We start from the raw sequence: 19402 nt of genomic DNA on the forward strand, positions 1-19402 counted from the left end.
CCACCTTATTTTGTAGGTGTACAGAGATCATGAACCTCATCCATTATTCAGATTCCGCTTGGTCAATTCTCCCGCCAGTGTTAGCGGTTATCCTCGCTGTTACAACACGTCGTGTCCTATTATCACTAGGTGCAGGTATCGTTTCCGGTGCCTTTATGCTGACCGATTATTCACCTGTTGGCGCACTAAAATACCTTTCAGAGAAAGTCCTTAGCATTGTATGGTCTAACGGCAGCCTGAACAGCGATAACGTTAATATGATCATTTTCATGTTATTGCTAGGCGCATTGATCAGCCTGATGAGTGCCTCTGGCGCGACACAAGCCTTTGCCGACTGGGCAGCCGTACGCTGCAAAGATCGACGCAGTGCTAAATCGCTAACAGGTTTGATGGTATTCATCTTTTTTATCGACGACTTTTTCCATAGCCTGTCTGTAGGTGCTATTTGTCGCCCAGTTACCGACCGTTTCCAAATTTCTCGCGCTAAACTGGCGTATTTGTTGGACTCAACAGCAGCACCAGTTTGTGTACTCATGCCTATTTCGTCTTGGGGAGCTTATATCATCGCCCTGATTGGCGGGATCATGGTGGCACATAACGTGACAGACCAGAGCCCAATCGCTGCGTTCGTCGAGATGGTACCGATGAACCTATATGCGGTATTTACGCTGGTTATGGTGCTATGTGTCATTGCATTCCAACTTGATATTGGCCCAATGCGTAAGCACGAAGAGTGGGCGCTGGAAGGTAAACTATGGGATGAGTCTCGTGGCCGTCCAACGGGTCTTGATATCGAAACACCTGAAGGCAGCAACGGTAGCATGATTGATATGGTACTCCCTATCCTGACGCTAACTGCAGCGACGGTCTATTTCATGATCGAATCAGGTGCAACTGTACTGGCTGCGAAAGGCCTTGAGTTCAGCGTTATTGGCTCATTCGAAAACACTAACGTCGGTTCATCATTGGTATATGGTGCAATCTGTAGCTTAGTCGTTTCTATTGCACTCGCACTACGCTTGAAACTCAGTGCTAAAACCTGGCTTAAAGCCGCACCCCAAGGGATCAGCGCGATGCTGCCTGCTATCGTGATTCTGTTCTTTGCCTGGACTATCGGTGGTGTGGTACGTGACATGGAAACCGGTATGTACCTGGCTTCGATGGCAAATGGCAACATCCCAATTGAAATGCTGCCTGCTGTTATCTTCGTTCTGTCTTGTGCAATGGCATTTGCAACTGGCACAAGCTGGGGCACCTTCGGCATCATGCTACCGCTAGCAGGCGACATTGCTGCAGCTAGTGATATCAGCATGTTACTACCTATGCTATCTGCTGTACTGGCAGGTGCGGTATTTGGTGACCACAGTTCACCAATCTCAAGTACCAGTATTTTGTCTGCGACAGGCGCAGGTTGTCACCATATGGATCACGTACTGACTCAGCTACCTTATGCGGTATCTGTTGCCTTTGGTGCACTACTTGGCTATATCGCAATTGGTTACACCCACTCTGCATGGGCGGGCCTTGCTGTCAGCGGCGTATGGTTTATCGGATTCTGCATGTTTGCAATGCGTAAGAACCAACCAATTATGGACATGGCTGAAGCAAAATAACGCTCCAGTAAAAACCTTCGCTCCAAAACACATCAAGCACCCATTGGGTGCTTGATGTGTCTCTAGCGTTTCATTTTGCGAAAGACCCGTATTAGATCCTACTTACGCCCCATCATGCGTAAGATCCGCAGGAATAAATTGATAATATCCATATACAACGCAGCGGCACTGTCTACCGCGTTATCGAATGTTTTCGGGATCTGATTTGCCCGCCCCCAATCGTAGCCAATGTAACCACAGAAGATGAACACAATAACCCAGTCAATCCATGCTTGATGAATACCCAAAACAAAAATCTGGAACAGTTCAATCAATAGCACCATTAATAATGAAATACATAAAGTGCCAGCGATACGGTTGAAAAAGGCTGGAAATAAGGTTCCCAATAGCATCATACACCCGGTAACAAAGCCCGTGACTTTAATTGCCTCTAACACCAGGCCGGGGTCATAGTTGGAAACAACAACATTGATAACAAAACCAAACGGCACCACGACAAAATTGTAACCAACAAAACTTATCAAGGGGCTATCAGACGAGCTAAATAGATAAACACCAAATAGGCAGCTGGCAAAGTAGCTGATAAAAAACACCCACGGTGATACCGAAAGTACAGTATCAACCGAAATTGCTGATACCATCCACCAGTTAACCCCAAACCCCCAGCACAACACCGCGCCAATGGTTAAGTTATACAGTCTGGCACTAATTTCTGGCTCGTCAGAGTCGGTTCGATCAAAAACATTTGATTCCAGCATTGTTTGTATTCTCCCTAACAAAACGGCAAATATGACAAAATATTACCACCGTAGAATAAGGAGATAATGACTCTATTCCCAATATCATCCTCTACATTGGCAATTTGCGAGAGATACCCAAGTTACCTCAGCGAAGAAACAGGTTTATTCATGCTAAAGAGAATCTGGTTTATTTGTTAGAACACTAGTCAAACATGACACCCATTTGAAATCTCTAAGATAGAGGGCTGGAAAGCACAAAAATATCACAAAAATATGGGTGTCATGGATAAAATACTCTCAAGCCATTCAAAAACACAAAAAGCCGTCATGTTGACGGCTTTTACTCTTGTGTTTAGGCTATATCAGGTGTTGCGATTAGCCGATAAACTTACTCATGAAGTTACCGATATTGCTGAAGCTTGCTGCCGCCATTACCACCACAATCAGTGCGCCAATCGCAGACAAGTACATCGGATGCTTATAGTCACCGACAATGTCTTTACGGCGGGTTGCAGCCAATACAATACCCAGTACGATTGGCAGAATAATGCTGTTCACCAAACCAGCCAGCATCAGTAGCAGAATCGGCATGTTCATGAATACCGTACCCAGGCTGGTCAGCACGATAAAGCCGACACACCATGCTTTCTCATTGCGTGCTACGACTGGGAACAAGGTTTTGATCAGCGAGATAGCCATGTAAGAGTTACCCACTACTGACGTGATAGAGGCAACGAACAATACTAGGCCAAAGATGAAGTAACCTACATCACCCGCACCGTGACGAAAGGCGTCAGCTGCCGGGTTGGAGCCATTCAACACAGCACCAGTTGCAATCACCCCAAACACCGCCAAGAACAGCAGGATACGGATCACGACCGCAATAGAGATACCTGCCCACGCCGCTTTTTTGATTACACCTACGTTATCTTCACCTTGCAGGCCGATATCGACAAGACGCTGAGCGCCCGTGTAGTAACCACCTACTGCGCCACCAACAATCGTCAGGGTTGGTAGAAGCAGGCTGCCCATATCCGTCGGCATTACCGCTGCCACCAGCGTTTCACCAAGAGGGGGTAAGCTGGTCATCGCCACATAAGCGATAAGAACAATCATGAACAAACCCAGATAGCGCGCCATCTGATCCATACGCTTGGAAGCGTTGTGAACCACAAACAGCAAACTGCCAACAACTCCGGTAAATAGTGCACCCCAGGTCGTATCAACCCCGGTAAGCACATTGATACCTAATGCTGAACCACTGACATTACCAAAGTTGAACGCCACTGCACCCAACGCCAGCAAGATCCCGATAAAATAGCCCATCCCCGGCGCCATCTTATTAGCGATATCTTGAATACGCAGACCTGAAACACCCACAATACGCCACAAGTTCATCACAATACCGAAGGTGATAAACATCGAGGCAAATACTGGGAATGCCATGTCAACTTTATAAATATTTGTGAAAACAGCTGTTTGGGTAAGGAAGCCAGGACCAACAGAAGTCGTAGCCATCAAAAAGGCGACACTTAAAATGGCTTTATTCTGCCACGTTGTTGATTTTGATTCGTGTGTGGATGCAGTGTTTGATGCTGATATTGTACAGCTGGATGTTGTGCTAACGGTCATGCCAATTCCCCAAAAATGTTGTCTCTCTCTTTTATAAAAAAGAAAAACAACTGACCGGGATCAGCTGATATGTGGCAGGCGGAACATCTCACCAACAGTTAGTCTGTCGGTAGCAATCGTTTGCTGGGCGCGGATATTAATGACTTAGCCAACAGCTGTCAACAATAAACATCCGTTGTAAGGGAAATAGTTATCCATGGTCGCACGCCGCTTCATCCTTTCATAACTGTCAACCATGCATTTCAGTAAGGAGATACTGACTCTCGATATTAAAGGCAATGTTACCGAATCAACGGGACAACTTTGCTGCGTTTCGCTCAGGTAAATATCGATTTTTCTTCAAATAAACCAATGTGTTGCTGCAAAAATAGCCAATAAAAAGAATAATTTTTTACACAAAAAATTATGTGACATTGCTCACAGGAATATGTCTGGTTATGATTACACTACAGCAAAAAAATAAGTAGTAACCTGTGCAATTAGACTCTACCTCCACCCAAGTGTTCTATCATTTGCTTGATCTTGATGACGCAGAAAAACATGCGTTTTTAATCACGCTGCAAGCAGACAATCCCGAGGTATATCAGCAGCTATTGCCTTTGCTTGCCGTTGATACCGATCAACCCTTCACCGGACTCTTGGGATTTCATGCTCAACTCGCCACCGATGACGATCTTGATTTCAGCCATCATGCTATTGACAAATATCAACTAGCTCATGAGTTAGGACGAGGCGGGATGGGCGTTGTGTATGCTGCCTATCGGGCTGATAAAACCTTTGAGCAACAGTTGGCGATAAAATTTATCCAACCCACGCTCACGCAGGTATTGGGAAAGCATGCGCTCTTTGCTGAAGCGCAGTTATTAGCACGCCTCAATCACCCTTGCATTGCGAAAGTTTTCGATGGCGGAGAATATCAAGGTTGCGTCTACACCGTCATGGAGCATGTCGATGGTACGACACTCGATCGCTTTATCGAAGACAATGCACTCACAGCAACAGAAAAACTGACGCTATTTAAGCAGATCTGTCAGGCGATTGAGCATGCACACCAAAATCAGATCTTACACGCCGATATCAAACCAGAAAATATTCTAGTGGATAACGACCACCACCCGAAACTACTGGACTTTAACCTGACCCAGGCAGGCTATCTCAATAGTGACTCCCCTGCTGCCCGTTTAGTCGCATTTAGCGAGCATTTCGCCAGCCCAGAGCAAAAATCGGGCGATTTCCTCACCCAGCAAAGTGACCTTTATTCACTCGGTAAAATTCTCGCATTGCTCTTTCCTGACGTAACAGGAGACATTCACACAGTGATCGTCAAAGCAACAAAACATCAAGCCAGCCAACGCTATGCCAGTGTCAGCGAACTACGCCAAGACATTGATCATGTTTTACTGTGCCGTCCAATATCAGCCAAACAGCATTTAGTGTTTTATTGCACCCGCAAACTCATTCAGCGTCGACCAGTCCCCTCTTTTTTGATCTCATTATTACTGGTCTCTGTAATGGTTTTCGCCGCCACCTTAACCGCAAAAAACAAGCGATTGGCTGAAGAGAAAATCATTGCTGAAAATATGATGTTTGAAGTCACCAGCATGATGTTCCATGCCAAGGGAAGTGATGTCGCGTTAAAATCCGTTGGGGCGATGCTAGAACTGTCACGTCGGCGAATATTGTCTAACCCTGATCTCCCTAAGCATATTAAGCAGCGATTACTGCTGATCATGATGACACCTAAACCACAGCATCATTCCAATCATGATGTACCCATGCAGTCAAATACTCAAGATCCCGTTAAAGCTTAAGTTCTGGAACATCGAAAAACATGAAAATACAACTCATCACGACACTGCTATTCTGCTCACTGGCACAGCACGCTCACGCCGCCGCGCCGACAACGGAAAAAGCTACCGCACCGCTGCCTCAAACTGGCTATTTTATCGATTCCCCAGTAACCGGGTTGTACTATAAAACCAGCTCTAACTTACAAGGATTCACCGACAAAGGGGCATTTCACTATAATCCGGGGGATGTCGTCAGCTTCTTCCTCGGCACCAACGAGCACAGCTATCTACTCACCCAGCTATCCGGACAAGAGGTGATCACTCCTACGTTATCATCCTCAACACCCAGCCGTAGCATCAATATGACACGGCTATTGTTGTCGCTGGATAACACCCCACAAGACAGAGCCGAGATTGAACTGGTCAGTAAAATGCTCTCTGATCCTGCCTTTCAACAACAATTACGCCGCCTCGATCTCAATGTGCTTGATAGCATCAAAGACTCGTTAACGTTTGATCTGGTTTCTACCCAAGAGGCAGTCGATCACCTCAATCAGAGCCAACATTATATCGAGCACCACTTTACCTCTGATGAAGTCATCTATTCTCCCCTCAACGTGAAACTGCGAAATATCATTATCAAGAAAAAAAATCACCTCGGACGCGCTTGCGTGCTTGATCTCAGGTATATTGACCGCCCTGTTTATAACACGCCAATTGGTGAAATTAGTTATAAAATCACCCCAACTCACCTGATCGAATATCCCAGCATTGGTGACTATTTTAATAGCTGCTATTTAGATCGAAATAAGTCGATAACCTCTGTTATTAAAGAACCTATCTCCAATTTTGATGACTGGTTGAGTATGGCTGCATGCAGTATGACAGGATGTACACGCAGCGATCTTAATGGCTTTGCCGTGGAAGATCATGATGATGAAGGCGATTGGAAATACCGCACCATGGCCATTAGTTTCGACCCTACGACACAGCTCTTCATGGAAAAAGTACAGGGATTAGGGCCTAAAGCTGGCATACAACACGCCAATAAAAATGAAATGATCTGGTTTACCTATCCAGAAAATAAAGGCCGCCAGATTGATTACAATGGCATATGGCAACAAACGACTTACCAACAAACAGACATACTGGAAAGTTGCTTACAGATAAAAGATCATACGATTTTTCAAGCCCCCCTGAATGGTGATAGTTGTCCAACCGATCTATTAGCCTATAACCGGAATGTCACAACTGAATATGCTGATATGTGGTGGGTAAAAAATTCAACGTCATATGTCCAATTAGCACAAATGAATGTTACCGTGCGTTGGTACCCACTCGGGCAACCCGCCCACTACACAACGTGGGAATACTTACCCGCTGGCCAGCACTGGGATCAAGGTATCTTATACCGTTATCAGCAAACCATTACCCCGAACACTAACGGTTCTGACGATATCAATACTTACGCCATATCAGAGTTTAAAAAAGTCGCTGGAGATCAATAATGCGTCCATCATCATCCCATCTCACCCAAATCATCCAGCACTGGCAAGCCGGCGATAAATTGGCGGAAAGTCAGTTGTATCAATTTGCTTACCTGCAGTTACGTAAAATTGCTGAACAAGAAAGGGCTCGCAGCGCCGAGAAATATGGTATTGATAATCAAGTCCTGACCGACAGTGTGAATAGCACCACCGCACTGATCCACGATGCTTACCTTAAAATTTCGAATAGTGAATTACATGACATTCATGATAGGCGTTCATTTTTCCTGATGGCCGCCAAGGTCATGCGTCAAATATTGATCGACAATGCCCGTACACTCCAAGCCCAAAAGCGGCAACAACTGACCATTGTCCATCAATCCAGTGATGATCAATTTGAGCAGCTCATCATTATGGACAAAGCCTTGGATAGCTTCAGTGTACGCTACCCACGCCAATCAAGTGCGCTGAAATTGAAATACCTGATGGGAATGCAGAACCAAGAGATCAGCGAATTGCTTGAATGCAGTGCCAGCCTGATTGAAAAGGACCTCAAGTTCTCACGCAGCTGGCTACAATCGCGGATGGCATAATTTCCGATGCAAAAATCCAATAAACTATATCGGAAAGCTCTGGCCTTGTTAGCGCTAGCGGCTGGCGGGGGATGGGCCATCCATGCCTACAGCGAAGCAGCGACGCCATTGTCTGAACACGCGCAATCCTTACCGGTGCCAACGACGGGTAACATTATCACTTCAGCCCCCTCATCGTGGTCTAAGGTGAGTGCTCACACATCAGTCAAAACAACAACCCAGACGACCATTGAAGTGGTCTCCAAAACGGAAAACCATCAGCCTGTCGCAGAGGTTAGTCATTCGTTTGAATCATCATTAACTGATGAAGATTTACAGCAACAAGACGACAGTACAGCACCTAATCAAGCCTCAGAACGGCAACAACCCGCGACCCACCAGCAGCCACGCTCTCAGGCGCAACACACGGCAACCATTGCAGGTGCAGAACGGCCATCCGCCGATAATATTGAAGTACGATTAGAAGCGATCAAGTACGGAGCAGGAGGTGAAAATCAACCGCCAAGGGTCAATGCTGAGATCCAGCGACAACTGCAATCCATGGTCGACAAATGGGCCTTTACGCAAGATATGCCAGCCTATTACCGTCTCCCTATCGATGCCTTATTTGACGATCCGGATGGCGATCCGTTAACGACACGAGCTGCTATTTCCATTGCAGGTATGCACGTTATTAACAGCCCTCTGCTCAATATCCAAGGCGTTCCAACAACGTCTACCGCGCAACCTGAGTTGGTTATTGAAGCAAGAGACAACCACCACGGTAGTGACGATGCCGCTTGGGTGAAAGCCAGATTCAAATTGGATCCTATCGAACATCTGCCAAGCGACGAACGCCATCCTCTTGTCGGTGACACACTGTATCGACTAGAAGCCGGTCCATATCTCGCCGGGGTTTACTACAACTATGACGTTGTCTATTGCGAAGCATGGCAACTACGTCATGGTATCGTCTACTTTGCCTCAGCTGACAATAAAACGCACTGCCCGATGGATGTTCAACTACAAGAGATTGGCCAATATACCATCACAAAAAATAATGATGTTGTGATCACAAGCACCACATCACAACTCAATGCGCCGCAACGCTGGGTCGTAAAAAAAGAATATGATTCATCACAACAACTCGGCGTAAAAAATCTATTTACAACCGTCTATGATGGTAAGCACATTGAAAGCTATACCCTACAGAAAAACAAATCGGCAATGGAAGCCAGACTCAACGTTAAAACCGGTGAATCAGCCTTTCAGATGCAAATGTTTGACTACCTCTTCCCACAGCCTGATGGTAGCTATGTACATGGTATTGCTGGTAATTACATCTTTGATTATGGCCAGCCTCTCCCTTATACCCGTTTCGATTCAGATCTTAATCTGCAATCATCCACGATCAACCTCAGTTGTGATCAGCTACTGCGTTACTGGCAGAGTTCGGTTTTAGCCGGTGTCGGGGAAACCGGTGACATTATTTCCACGTCGGTGAGCCCAACTAACAATGCCCCCATAGACTGCGGTGAGGCTTTTCATCCAGGCTGGAAGAAAAACTATGTTTATATGAACTTGGAATATCAAAACTATGATTTTTTTGTTCCCGGTGAAATATACAGCTACGTACTCAAGCCTAAACCTGAATATGCCGCTCTCGTCGAAACGTTTAAAATTAATTTACACTATAACAGCCCACTCGCGACGGATGGCATATAGCACTAACCACAGAATCAGCCAGCAATAAGGGGACGATATATGCCCTTATTGCTGACTAGCCATGATGCTTTACGAGTTATACATAGAGCGGTATCAAAAACTCCATAGTGCCTGTATCCCCGTATTGAGCGTATAGATATGGGCTTCAGGCAACCATGCTAAACCTTGTTGCGGCTTACCATCATTGTCAATAAACGTGACTTTCTGAGGGTCAGCCTCTGCCCGATATTCGTACCCTGCCATCAGGTACCAACCTAGGTGTAACCCCTTCATCACCTCATAACTGAGCGTTCCTTCTAGCGTTGTACGAAAACCAAAATCATCAAAAGTGGTATCTTTAAACTTGGTATTTTTCGTCACACTCCAGATTGGCACCCCCGCAATAAGTCGGCCACTTAAGCGCCATTTTTCATCATTGAACAATGACCCGCTGTCGTAAGCGATACCTGCATCGACAAAAATATCGGTCGACTTTTCTTCCCACGTATCCCCTTCACGGAATACTGCGTTTTCATAACCATTCACTCCTTGCAATCCATAGCGAGTATAAGTTTGATATGTCAGCGATGGGCCAGCCACAAACCGCCAATTATCTCGCCACTTATAATGAAGCAAAATATTGGTGGCAGCCTTTGAGTATTCAAATTGATTGCGTTGATAGACCTGCCCCGATCCGTCTTTCCAAGACTCTGAGGTGCTCATTGGTGAAAACGTGGCCAAGGCATCAATCGAAAAATCAAAAGTCTCATTGATCCGATAAAGACCGCCGGTATTGAGCAAAGGGCTCGTGGTAGTCGCATCCGATTTCGCGCCGCCACTGCGTAAAAATACCTCTTGATAGGTCACATTCTCAACCCCTACCGTCAAATACGAATAACCATATTCATCCGAATCAACCGGGGATCCCGCCAGCGCTACACTAGGCAACAAGCCTAACCAATACCATGCTCTCATTTTTTCTGTCCATTGCCTTATTGTGGGCGACGATATTAACCAAGCATTTCGATTTGCCAATATCTGAACAGCAAAAATAAATGAAATAAATTTTGCGGTTTTTTTTCTATTTTCCGTGTCTTGATGCCCCTTGTTTAATTCGTTAAAAATGCGCATCTTTTTCTGCTTTTACAATAACTTGAATAGATTTTACACAAGCAGACCAAATTAAACTCAGTGGCATAATACTCAGCATAGGGAAACCAGAATGAAAAAGGTTAGTTTACTTGCAGCATCCGTCGCTATCGCACTAACAGGCTGTGGCGGTGGTGGTTCAGATAGCAACACTGACGGCAATACAGGCCCAGTGACCCCACCACCATCAGGCGGCGTTATCATCACCGGTTTTGACGGCTACTTCAAAAATGCGGTGATGTTTGTTGACCAAAACAACAACGGCGTATGGGATGCGAACGAAAACATTCTTGGTCTAACCAACGAAAAAGGCCAAGTTGAACTAACCGAAAAACCAACAGGTACCCTTGCGCTACAAACCATCACACCAAATGGCGCTGCACAAGCACAGCTAATTGGTATGGGCGACAAATATGCAGGTGTTTACACCGTCGATATGGACCATCCAGCTCAAGCCATGGCTCATGAACTGGTTTTCCGTGCGCCTAATAACTCTGACGTAATTTCACCGATCACTGACTTGGTTGCGATTGAAATGAAAGCGGGTAAAACGGCAGAAGAAGCAGAAGCGGCTGTTAATGAAGCGCTTGGTGGTACTACTGAAGCACCGATTGACCTATACAGCGATTTCGTAACAGGCAATGACGCCAATGCTGAACTACACAAAACAGCGCAAATTCTGACGGAATCAAAAGCGAAGAACCCAACAAGCTACGAGAAGAAAGCCACTGAGTTTGCCGAAAAAGCAGATGCTATTGTTAATGAAATGGTAGAAAACGGCGAAGACATCAAAGATGTCAACAATAAGCCTGTCATTGAAGATACAACCCCTGACAGTGACAACTTAGTGCCGGAAGTGATCACCAACAGCAAGCTGATTGTTGATGCAACCGTGAAAGATGCCGTAGTTGCTGCACTGCCTAAACTAAAAGAAGACGACAACTTCACTGGTGCAGAAATCGCCATTGCAGGTCTGTTTGTTGATGCTGACCAAAAAGCCGGTGTTATCCCTTCAATTAAGAACAACCTTGACGGTACAGGCATTACTGCCTCTATTGTGGGCGATAAGTTAGTACTGTCACCCGCTCATCCAGTCATGAAGCCAGGCAGTTATACGATCACCTTGACCGCAACCGATCTGGATTCGAAAGCTGCTGAACTAGCAACAATTAGCACAGAGCTTACCCTTAACATTGAAGCACTGAACCAAGCACCAGTGGTCGTTGATGCAGAAAAAACCGCACTACAAAGTGAAGTAGACGCTTGGTACTTGCAAGCCGGTGAGGCGTTTGAACAAACACTGAACATCTCGACGCTATTTAATGACAACGACGGTAGTATTACCAAGCTGCTTGCAGGAAACATCAGCGTTGCAGGATTAACAGCAACAACCAATGGTAACGGTATTGTCACCATTACCGGAACACCTAGCCAACAATATGTGGCGGGTCAAACCTTCTCTGTTACTGCTCAAGATGATGATGGTTCACAAACATCAGTAACCTTTACCTTACCTGAAGTAAAAGAAGGCGTTGTTGTACCACCACCAGCAGACAAGAACCCGCTGGAAGGCAAAACGTGGTACGCACTAGAGTATGGTTCTGACGATGGTAGTGACAGTAATGGTCCTCAGCGCATTTGGTGTGATTCGTACCGTTTTGAAAATGGCATAATTTACACGAATATTCGTAATCCAGAAAATACCAATACCTGTTCGGCTGCAGATACACCAAGCGACACTGACAATTACGTCATTGATGGCAACAACTTAATCGCAACTTACTCGTTTGTTGAAGATGGTGTATCACAAGATGAAATCTTCACTTACTCAATTGCAGACCATTTAATTGGTGTCGATAGCCCTAGCATTACCGCTGTTGAGTCAGATGGTAACGGTGAGCGATACACTTGGTTCAGCAACAAAGGGGATGTCGAAAAGCGCCTTAACGTTAAATCAGACGCTGGATTTGAAGGCCGTGACTTCAAACTGGCGGTACCAGCAAGCCAAGAAGAGAAACACGTACTCGGCTCTACCAGTCTACAAATTAAAGATACTGTTGCAGGCGATGGTCAATCTCAGGTCAGCGTATGGATCGACACCCATGAAAGCGAAACCTTTAGCTGTACTGACTTACAAGAGTTTTATTCTCAGTTCCAGGTCACATCAGAAAACATGACTTATTCAACTGGTACATATGCTTGTCAAGAAGCTGACAACGCGCCACAGGGTGTGGTAATGAATATTAATCTCAATGAAGATTTAGTGGAAGGACAAAAATACAGCGTTATCGCTGCTGCTAAGAATAAATTTATGGAATCCATCAAATTCAACATGATGTGGACTGGTACTAGTAATGATGAATAATCATTAATTCTCATGAAGCCCTGCCTTATGGCAGGGCTTTTATCTATTTCCCCTCCCCCAGACAGACTGATAGTAACTGGCCGTAATCGCCACTGATTCTCATAAAGGACGGCTTCACCATGAGCACACCAACGCCTTGCTCGCACCCCAAAATCACCCGCCTGAAACGCAATTACTGGCAACGTCTGTTCTTTAAAGCAATTTACCAGTGCGATCTCTGTCACTGCATCATTAAGATTTAATGGCTCTGTTTTATGGATATTGATTGATGAGTGATAATAAAAATAAATTACGCCAGCAAATCAAGCAGCAGCATAGCGCCCACTTAAAGGCAGTAAAGGCGCGTTGGATGAAGAAGCTAGCTCATGATCTCAATACGCTGAACATAAAAAACGGACCACCGAAGTGACCCGTTTTTCTTTATCGACTATCTAAGCAAACTCGCCCACGGCGCTATTACTTAGAGACAATCTCACCTTTCGGTTCGAATGCCTTCACATCAATCGGAGAGTGATGAGTGATGAATTCTTTCAGCACTTCGGCATCAACATAACCGGTGTTCACAAATGAAGGGTGTGTGCTTATTTTCGGATAGCCGTCGCCACCAGCAGCATTGAATGATGGTACCGTGAAACGGTATGTCTTCGTGGCATCTAACGCTTTGCCGCCAATTTTCACATCCGTCACTTTATCACCAGCAACGGTCATTGAGACACCTGCAAACTGAGCGTAAGCACCTGAGTCTTTCGTCATCGTACCGACAACATTCAGGTAATCCTGAACTTCAGCGCCTGTCATATCAACGTAAGTCAGAATGTTGCCAAACGGCTGTACCGTAAGTACATCTTTATAAGTGACGTCACCGGCAGGAATAGAGGCACGTACCCCCCCTGAGTTCATCACCGCGAAATCAGCTTTAGCACGCTCCATATGTGACATCGCGATCAAACGGCCCAGGTTAGTCTGGTTGTTACGAACAACACTACGCTCGCCAACCAGATCACCATTAATATTACCGATCACGATCTCTAATGCCTTTTGACCTTTCTCTTTAAACGGCTTCAGGGTGTTATAAACAGCTTGATCTTGAGCGATTTCATCTTGAATGAACACACGCACTTTCTTGCCGTCTTCGTTTTTCACTTTTTTCTTCAGGTTAACTGGGATCAGCTCATACGAATCAAGAGTGAACTCACCGTTCTTGAAAGTATAGTCAGCACGGCCAACGTATTTACCCCACTCGTGCGCCTGAACAATAGTGGTGCCGTTTTGTACATCAGGCACACACTTATCACCCGCTTTAAACTTAGCATAACGGTTCTCGCCTTCCATACACACAGGCTCTTGAGAGTGCCCACCGACGATCATGTCCAGATCACCTTCGTTCATGTAACGCGCCAGTAGCACATCACCCGGTGCATTAGAGCCATGATCCCCATCGGCGTAGTGCCCCATATGGGTTGCGGCAATGATCACATCTGGATTATGCTCCGCTTTTAGCTCGGCAATCACTTTCTTAGCTTCAACTTTCGGATCGGTAAACGTGACTTCACCAATGTATTCCGGGTTACCAATCTTGGCGGTATCTTCGGTGGTCAGGCCGATAACCGCGATAGAAACCCCCTGCTTATTGAAGATTTTGTACGGGGCAAACATACGCTTACCATCTTTATAGATGTTTGCCGCCAAAAACGGGAATTTAGCCCAGTCAACCTGCTTAGCAAGGACATCCAACGGATTGTCGAATTCGTGGTTACCCACTGCCATCGCATCATAACCAATCATGTTCATACCGATGAAATCTGGTTCTGCATCTTGCAGATCAGACTCAGGCACACCCGTATTGATGTCACCACCAGAAAGCAAGAGGACGGAGCCGCCTTCTGCTTTAACTTCTTCACGGATCTCATTGATCAACGTGGCACGGGCTGGCATACCCAGCTCACCGTTGCGATTTTGCCAGAAGTTACCATGGTTATCATTGGTATGAAGGATAGTAATGCTGTATTCCTTGTCCTTCTCCCAGCCCTGATTCGCTGTCGTATCAGCAGCAACGCAAGCCGCTGAAATCGCAGTTGCGAGTAGGGTTAGAGCAATATTCCGTATTTTCATCATAGACCTCATAATAAAAAGGGCCTCCCGAAGGCAGTGAAACCGGGAAGCCCTGAAAAGACATTAGTGTTGGAAATTAGAACCAGTAATAGGCTTTCGCGAATCCTAGTACACCAGATTCTGTACCGTTGTTACCTTCAAGCACATCACCTACTGCAATTTCAGCAGCAAGTTTAATGTTCTTGGCATACATGTATTCTGTACCGAACACACCGTAGATAGCCGCATCGTCGTCACCCTCTACGTCTGCATAGTTAGCACTTGCAAGAAGGCTTAGCTGCTCAGACAGGGCATATTTACCACCCAGGTTGAAACCGAATGTGTTCTCATCTTTGCCGCCGTTGAAGTTTTTAGTTTGATCAAAGACCAGACCACCTAGGGTAACTTTACCCAGATCGGCTTCAGCATGCAGAGAGTAGATCTCAGTTTCATCGCCCGCTTCAGCTGCAGCAATCACAGTGAATGAATCACCGTAGTAACCGATATAACCGTTTGTTACCGCACCGTATAGTGAGTCAGTGATGTAGCTATATTTCGTTGGTTCACCACCGACAGTATCGCCATCCCAACCTTCTAGAGAATGCGAAATAGACATCTTGATTTTGCCGAAATCACCGATATAGCGAACCGTATTGTCCTGATCGCCCGCTTCTGAAATACCGACACCCAGATCATTGGTCACATCACCAAAAGCATCGACTTTATCGTATGCAGTATCTGTACGGCCAAACTCCAATGTGTTGTTATCGTTGAAGTTATAACCAACCATTAGTTTGTCGATAACCAAACGTAACTTGTTATCAGCAGTCCAGTGCTCACGTTCAGCGTCTATTTCAAATTTCGCATAGAAATTACCAGTTTGCCCTTTCAGACCGATAGTACCAAATGACTGGTCGACATAAGTGGTATCTGGACCTTTTGGTGATTTCGCAGAATCAGAAACAAGCGTACCACCAATTTCTGCGCCACCATAAACTTTAATGTTATCGCCGTTATCATTTTTATAAATAGTTGCGGCTTGTGCTGCGCCACCAATAAATAGAGAAGTTAGAGCTACTGCTAATACTGTTTTTTTCATTGTTATTTACCTTGTCCCTTTTAGATGGGATTTGCGAACTTATCCATATCCATCACGACCGTGACGTAGCTTCAAAAAGCACCGCAATAATAGTGACAATAAGATTAATAACCGCGTCACAGCTCACATTTTGTTTAGCAATTGAAATACATGAGCGATTTTTTGCAACCACGTGAATGTAATCGAATACATTGAGTTTCTATCGTAATATCATTATTTACAGAATTAATTACTGCTTTACATCTCAATTATCGAACAAGTAACAAATACCACAAGCAAACGTTTACCGCGCGTGTTGAACCAATAAACACACACAAATGCGTAACAACAATAACACCAATGAGTAACTACAAAGTCACACGGCAAGCTTCATCTGGCAGCTTGAAATACAACAAGGAAATATGATTATTTGATTTATTATTCGGTATGAAAATAAAGGCCAGCACTTACAGCACTGGCCTTTTACGTTAAATCAATATCACTGACATATTAATTTACATGAAATCAATAACGTTCATAATATGCGCGATCATCATCATTTCGCTCCATTTGATCGGCATCTGGCTGGTAGGAATTGTTATAAATTTCAGGTGTTGAACACGCAAATAAGAACAGCGCACTAACGATTACAAACATTATTCTCATTCTATTCCCCTTCTTGGTATTCCCTATAAGAATAGCCTGTCCTTCCATTACCTCAAGATACCACCTTCAATTGTCCCCTCGGCACCGTCACCACACTGACTGCTCCAATACTGCTGACTACTTATAAACGCCGTATATGATCGGCAGACTCATTCCACAAACCGTGCAGTTCGTCCAACTCGGATGTTCACAGTCCCTTGCGGCTTCGGCACACTTGTCTGATGCTGGCTTGTTAGCAACCCCATCAGCGTACTGAGTCTCTCAGGGAAAAAATCTCAGAAGCCGATAATTGATGTAAATCAACTGAATTACGAATTCTAATGCTAAATAGAAAATTCATATTTTGAATAATGTTCCAACTATCCCACATCATACTATCTTCTGTGTAGAAAAAATCGACGATAACGAAAATCAATGAGCATAATATTCCATGATCAAAACACAAATATTCATCTTTAAATAAGTAACAAAAAGCAGCGGTAATTTACAGGTGATTTTTGTGAACCAAAGCATAGTTAGCCAGCAGTAGTCACATTAATATTAATAAAAACATAAGCGAGGTCATTACACTTTCAATCAACACATTAAAATGCTGTTTTTGATTTTTGTCATTTTTCAATACGTTTGAACTGCTCACTAATTTATTTATTAAAAATTACTTTTAACAAATAAAGCATTATCCACGGAAATTTTTATCCTTAGGATAAGGAGATAGCTATGACAACCCAGACGATAAAAACCGGCCCCAAAAAAAGTGGTTTATTTAGTTCATTCAAATTCCCATCCGCTTACACCATTTTATTCCTTCTTATTGCACTCGTCGCACTACTTACTTGGATAGTCCCGGCAGGCCAATATGATCGAACCATGAATGAAGATTTAGGTCGAGAAGTACCAGTTACTGGCACCTATCAACGAGTAGACGGTAATCCTCAAGATTTAGTCGATATATTACTGGCACCAATTGATGGTTTCTATGACCACAATAGTTATGAAGCCGCTGCTATCGACGTTTCCCTCTTTATTCTAATTATCGGGGGATTCCTAGGTCTCGTGACGAAAACAGGTGCAATAGACGCCGGTATAGAACGCGTAACCACACGTTTAAAAGGTCGCGAAGAATTAATGATACCCATCCTAATGGGGCTATTTGCTGCAGGAGGGACCATCTACGGTATGGCTGAAGAGTCGCTACCTTTTTACACCTTACTCGTACCCGTGATGATGGCTGCACGTTTTGACCCATTAGTTGCTGCTGCAACCGTATTGCTGGGTGCTGGCATCGGTGTGCTGGGCTCCACCATAAACCCGTTTGCGACTGTAATCGCAGCGAGTGCCTCCGCGATTCCGTTTACCGATGGCATCCTACTGCGTATCGTCATGTTGATTGTTGGCTGGGTGATTTGTGTCGCTTATGTGATGCGCTATGCCAAAATGGTTCAGACCGACCCAACAAAGTCCATTGTTTATGATAAATATGAAGAAAATAAAGCACACTTCCTAGGCAATGCTAGCGGAGAAAAACTTGAATTCACTGGTACACGTAAGTTAATACTCACTATCTTTGCTTGCTCTTTCGGAGTAATGATCTACGGTGTATCTGTCGCGGGATGGTGGATGGCAGAAATTTCAGCTATGTTCTTAGCCTCAACCATCATGATCGGTATTGTTGCACGAATGAGTGAGGAAGAATTCACCACCAGCTTTATCAATGGTGCTCGTGACCTATTGGGTGTAGCGCTTATCATTGGTATCGCTCGCGGCATCGTGGTCGTCATGGACCGAGGTATGATCACAGACACAATTCTTTACTCCGCAGAACAGATGGTAACCGGGCTATCGTCCATTGTTTTCATTAACGTCATGTTCTTTATTGAAATTCTACTCTCCTTCCTCGTCCCTTCGACGTCAGGACTCGCGGTATTAACGATGCCAATTATGGCACCGCTGGCTGACTTTGCTGGTGTAGGGCGTGATCTGGTGATCACCGCTTATCAATCGGCGGCAGGGTTAGTCAACCTCATCACACCTACCTCCGCTGTTGTGATGGGTGGCCTAGCCATCGCACGTGTCCCTTACGTACGCTGGATAAAATGGGTTATGCCATTAATTGGAATCTTAATGGTATTTTGCATGATCGTATTAAGTATAGGTGCACTGATTTAATCTCAACCTCACTGCTTATCACACAAAAGCCACATAATGTGGCTTTTGTCTTTTTTATTCTTCTTTCCTTATCTCTTGATTTTTATGTGTTAATACTACCTGATTACCACCGAGCCTCAGCCAATTTGAGTAAGCGCTCAGGCATCGGTGCTGTTTGAATACTTGAGTGAATCAGGTTATCTATCATTTCTTCCAAATCAAATCTGCGATTGAACTTAAAGCAGAATTCAGCGAGATATCTCGGTAAATGCTTGTTGTTTATCGCATGGTAAGTTCCGTGCATTGAGTTTTTCACATTACTTATCATCGTGTTAACCCACTTGAAGTACGGTAATTCAACACAATCAGC

The 19402-nt window shown here is 44.8% G+C and carries 14 protein-coding genes; 8 read left to right on the forward strand and 6 right to left on the reverse strand.

What is annotated here, in order from left to right:
- The first annotated feature begins 29 nt into the window (after positions 1-29).
- The gene (locus L4D12_RS12170; protein ID WP_428448112.1) at positions 30-1613 is read left to right on the forward strand and encodes a Na+/H+ antiporter NhaC family protein; all 1584 of its coding nucleotides are present in this window, start codon (positions 30-32) and stop codon (positions 1611-1613) included.
- A gap of 98 nt (positions 1614-1711) precedes the next feature.
- On the opposite strand, the gene L4D12_RS12175 is transcribed toward L4D12_RS12170, so the two are convergent.
- Both L4D12_RS12175 and L4D12_RS12180 read right to left on the reverse strand, forming a co-directional pair.
- On the reverse strand, positions 1712-2371 hold the full coding sequence (locus tag L4D12_RS12175; RefSeq protein ID WP_428448113.1) for a Bax inhibitor-1 family protein: 660 nt from the start codon (positions 2369-2371) through the stop codon (positions 1712-1714).
- Between the two features lie 357 nt (positions 2372-2728).
- A complete protein-coding gene (locus L4D12_RS12180; RefSeq protein ID WP_428448114.1) occupies positions 2729-3985 on the reverse strand; it encodes an NRAMP family divalent metal transporter in 1257 nt (418 codons plus the stop codon).
- A 473-nt stretch (positions 3986-4458) separates the two neighbouring features.
- Here L4D12_RS12180 and L4D12_RS12185 point away from each other — a divergent pair, with 473 nt between their 5' ends.
- The 4 genes from L4D12_RS12185 to L4D12_RS12200 are packed head-to-tail and all read left to right on the forward strand — an operon-like array spanning position 4459 to position 9559.
- Positions 4459-5796, forward strand: coding sequence for a serine/threonine protein kinase (locus tag L4D12_RS12185; protein WP_428448115.1), 1338 nt, complete (start codon positions 4459-4461; stop codon positions 5794-5796).
- A gap of 20 nt (positions 5797-5816) precedes the next feature.
- Positions 5817-7283 carry a chromosome partitioning protein ParA gene (locus tag L4D12_RS12190; RefSeq protein ID WP_428448116.1) on the forward strand — a complete coding sequence of 489 codons (1467 nt, stop codon included), beginning with the start codon at positions 5817-5819 and terminating at the stop codon, positions 7281-7283.
- A complete protein-coding gene (locus L4D12_RS12195) occupies positions 7283-7855 on the forward strand; it encodes an ECF-type sigma factor (protein ID WP_428448117.1) in 573 nt (190 codons plus the stop codon). The genes L4D12_RS12190 and L4D12_RS12195 overlap by 1 nt, the downstream gene beginning before the upstream one ends.
- A 6-nt stretch (positions 7856-7861) precedes the next feature.
- Positions 7862-9559 carry a hypothetical protein gene (locus tag L4D12_RS12200; protein WP_428448118.1) on the forward strand — a complete coding sequence of 566 codons (1698 nt, stop codon included), beginning with the start codon at positions 7862-7864 and terminating at the stop codon, positions 9557-9559.
- 93 nt (positions 9560-9652) lie between these two features.
- Here the strand turns inward: L4D12_RS12200 and L4D12_RS12205 are convergent, their stop codons facing one another.
- Entirely contained in the window at positions 9653-10513 is an 861-nt protein-coding gene (locus tag L4D12_RS12205) for a hypothetical protein (protein WP_428448119.1), read from the reverse strand.
- Positions 10514-10760: 247 nt separating this feature from the next.
- On the opposite strand from L4D12_RS12205, the gene L4D12_RS12210 reads away from it, so the two are divergent.
- Both L4D12_RS12210 and L4D12_RS12215 read left to right on the forward strand, forming a co-directional pair.
- Positions 10761-13052: an Ig-like domain-containing protein gene (locus tag L4D12_RS12210; RefSeq protein WP_428448120.1), complete on the forward strand. Its 2292-nt coding sequence runs from the start codon at positions 10761-10763 to the stop codon at positions 13050-13052.
- A gap of 268 nt (positions 13053-13320) precedes the next feature.
- Positions 13321-13461 carry a hypothetical protein gene (locus L4D12_RS12215; protein ID WP_428448121.1) on the forward strand — a complete coding sequence of 47 codons (141 nt, stop codon included), beginning with the start codon at positions 13321-13323 and terminating at the stop codon, positions 13459-13461.
- A gap of 47 nt (positions 13462-13508) precedes the next feature.
- Here the strand turns inward: L4D12_RS12215 and ushA are convergent, their stop codons facing one another.
- The gene (gene ushA / locus L4D12_RS12220) at positions 13509-15164 is read right to left on the reverse strand and encodes a bifunctional UDP-sugar hydrolase/5'-nucleotidase UshA (protein WP_428448127.1); all 1656 of its coding nucleotides are present in this window, start codon (positions 15162-15164) and stop codon (positions 13509-13511) included.
- A 76-nt stretch (positions 15165-15240) separates the two neighbouring features.
- The gene (locus L4D12_RS12225) at positions 15241-16242 is read right to left on the reverse strand and encodes a porin family protein (RefSeq protein WP_428448122.1); all 1002 of its coding nucleotides are present in this window, start codon (positions 16240-16242) and stop codon (positions 15241-15243) included.
- Positions 16243-17604: 1362 nt separating this feature from the next.
- On the opposite strand from L4D12_RS12225, the gene L4D12_RS12230 reads away from it, so the two are divergent.
- Positions 17605-19053 (forward strand): YfcC family protein, encoded by a 1449-nt coding sequence (locus L4D12_RS12230; RefSeq protein ID WP_428448123.1) that lies wholly within the window; start codon positions 17605-17607, stop codon positions 19051-19053.
- 103 nt (positions 19054-19156) lie between these two features.
- On the opposite strand, the gene L4D12_RS12235 is transcribed toward L4D12_RS12230, so the two are convergent.
- On the reverse strand, positions 19157-19402 hold a 246-nt coding region (locus L4D12_RS12235), incomplete at its 5' end, for a transposase (RefSeq protein WP_428448124.1).

Origin of the sequence: Photobacterium nomapromontoriensis (genome assembly GCF_050336815.1) — a bacterium.
Lineage (GTDB): Bacteria > Pseudomonadota > Gammaproteobacteria > Enterobacterales > Vibrionaceae > Photobacterium > Photobacterium nomapromontoriensis.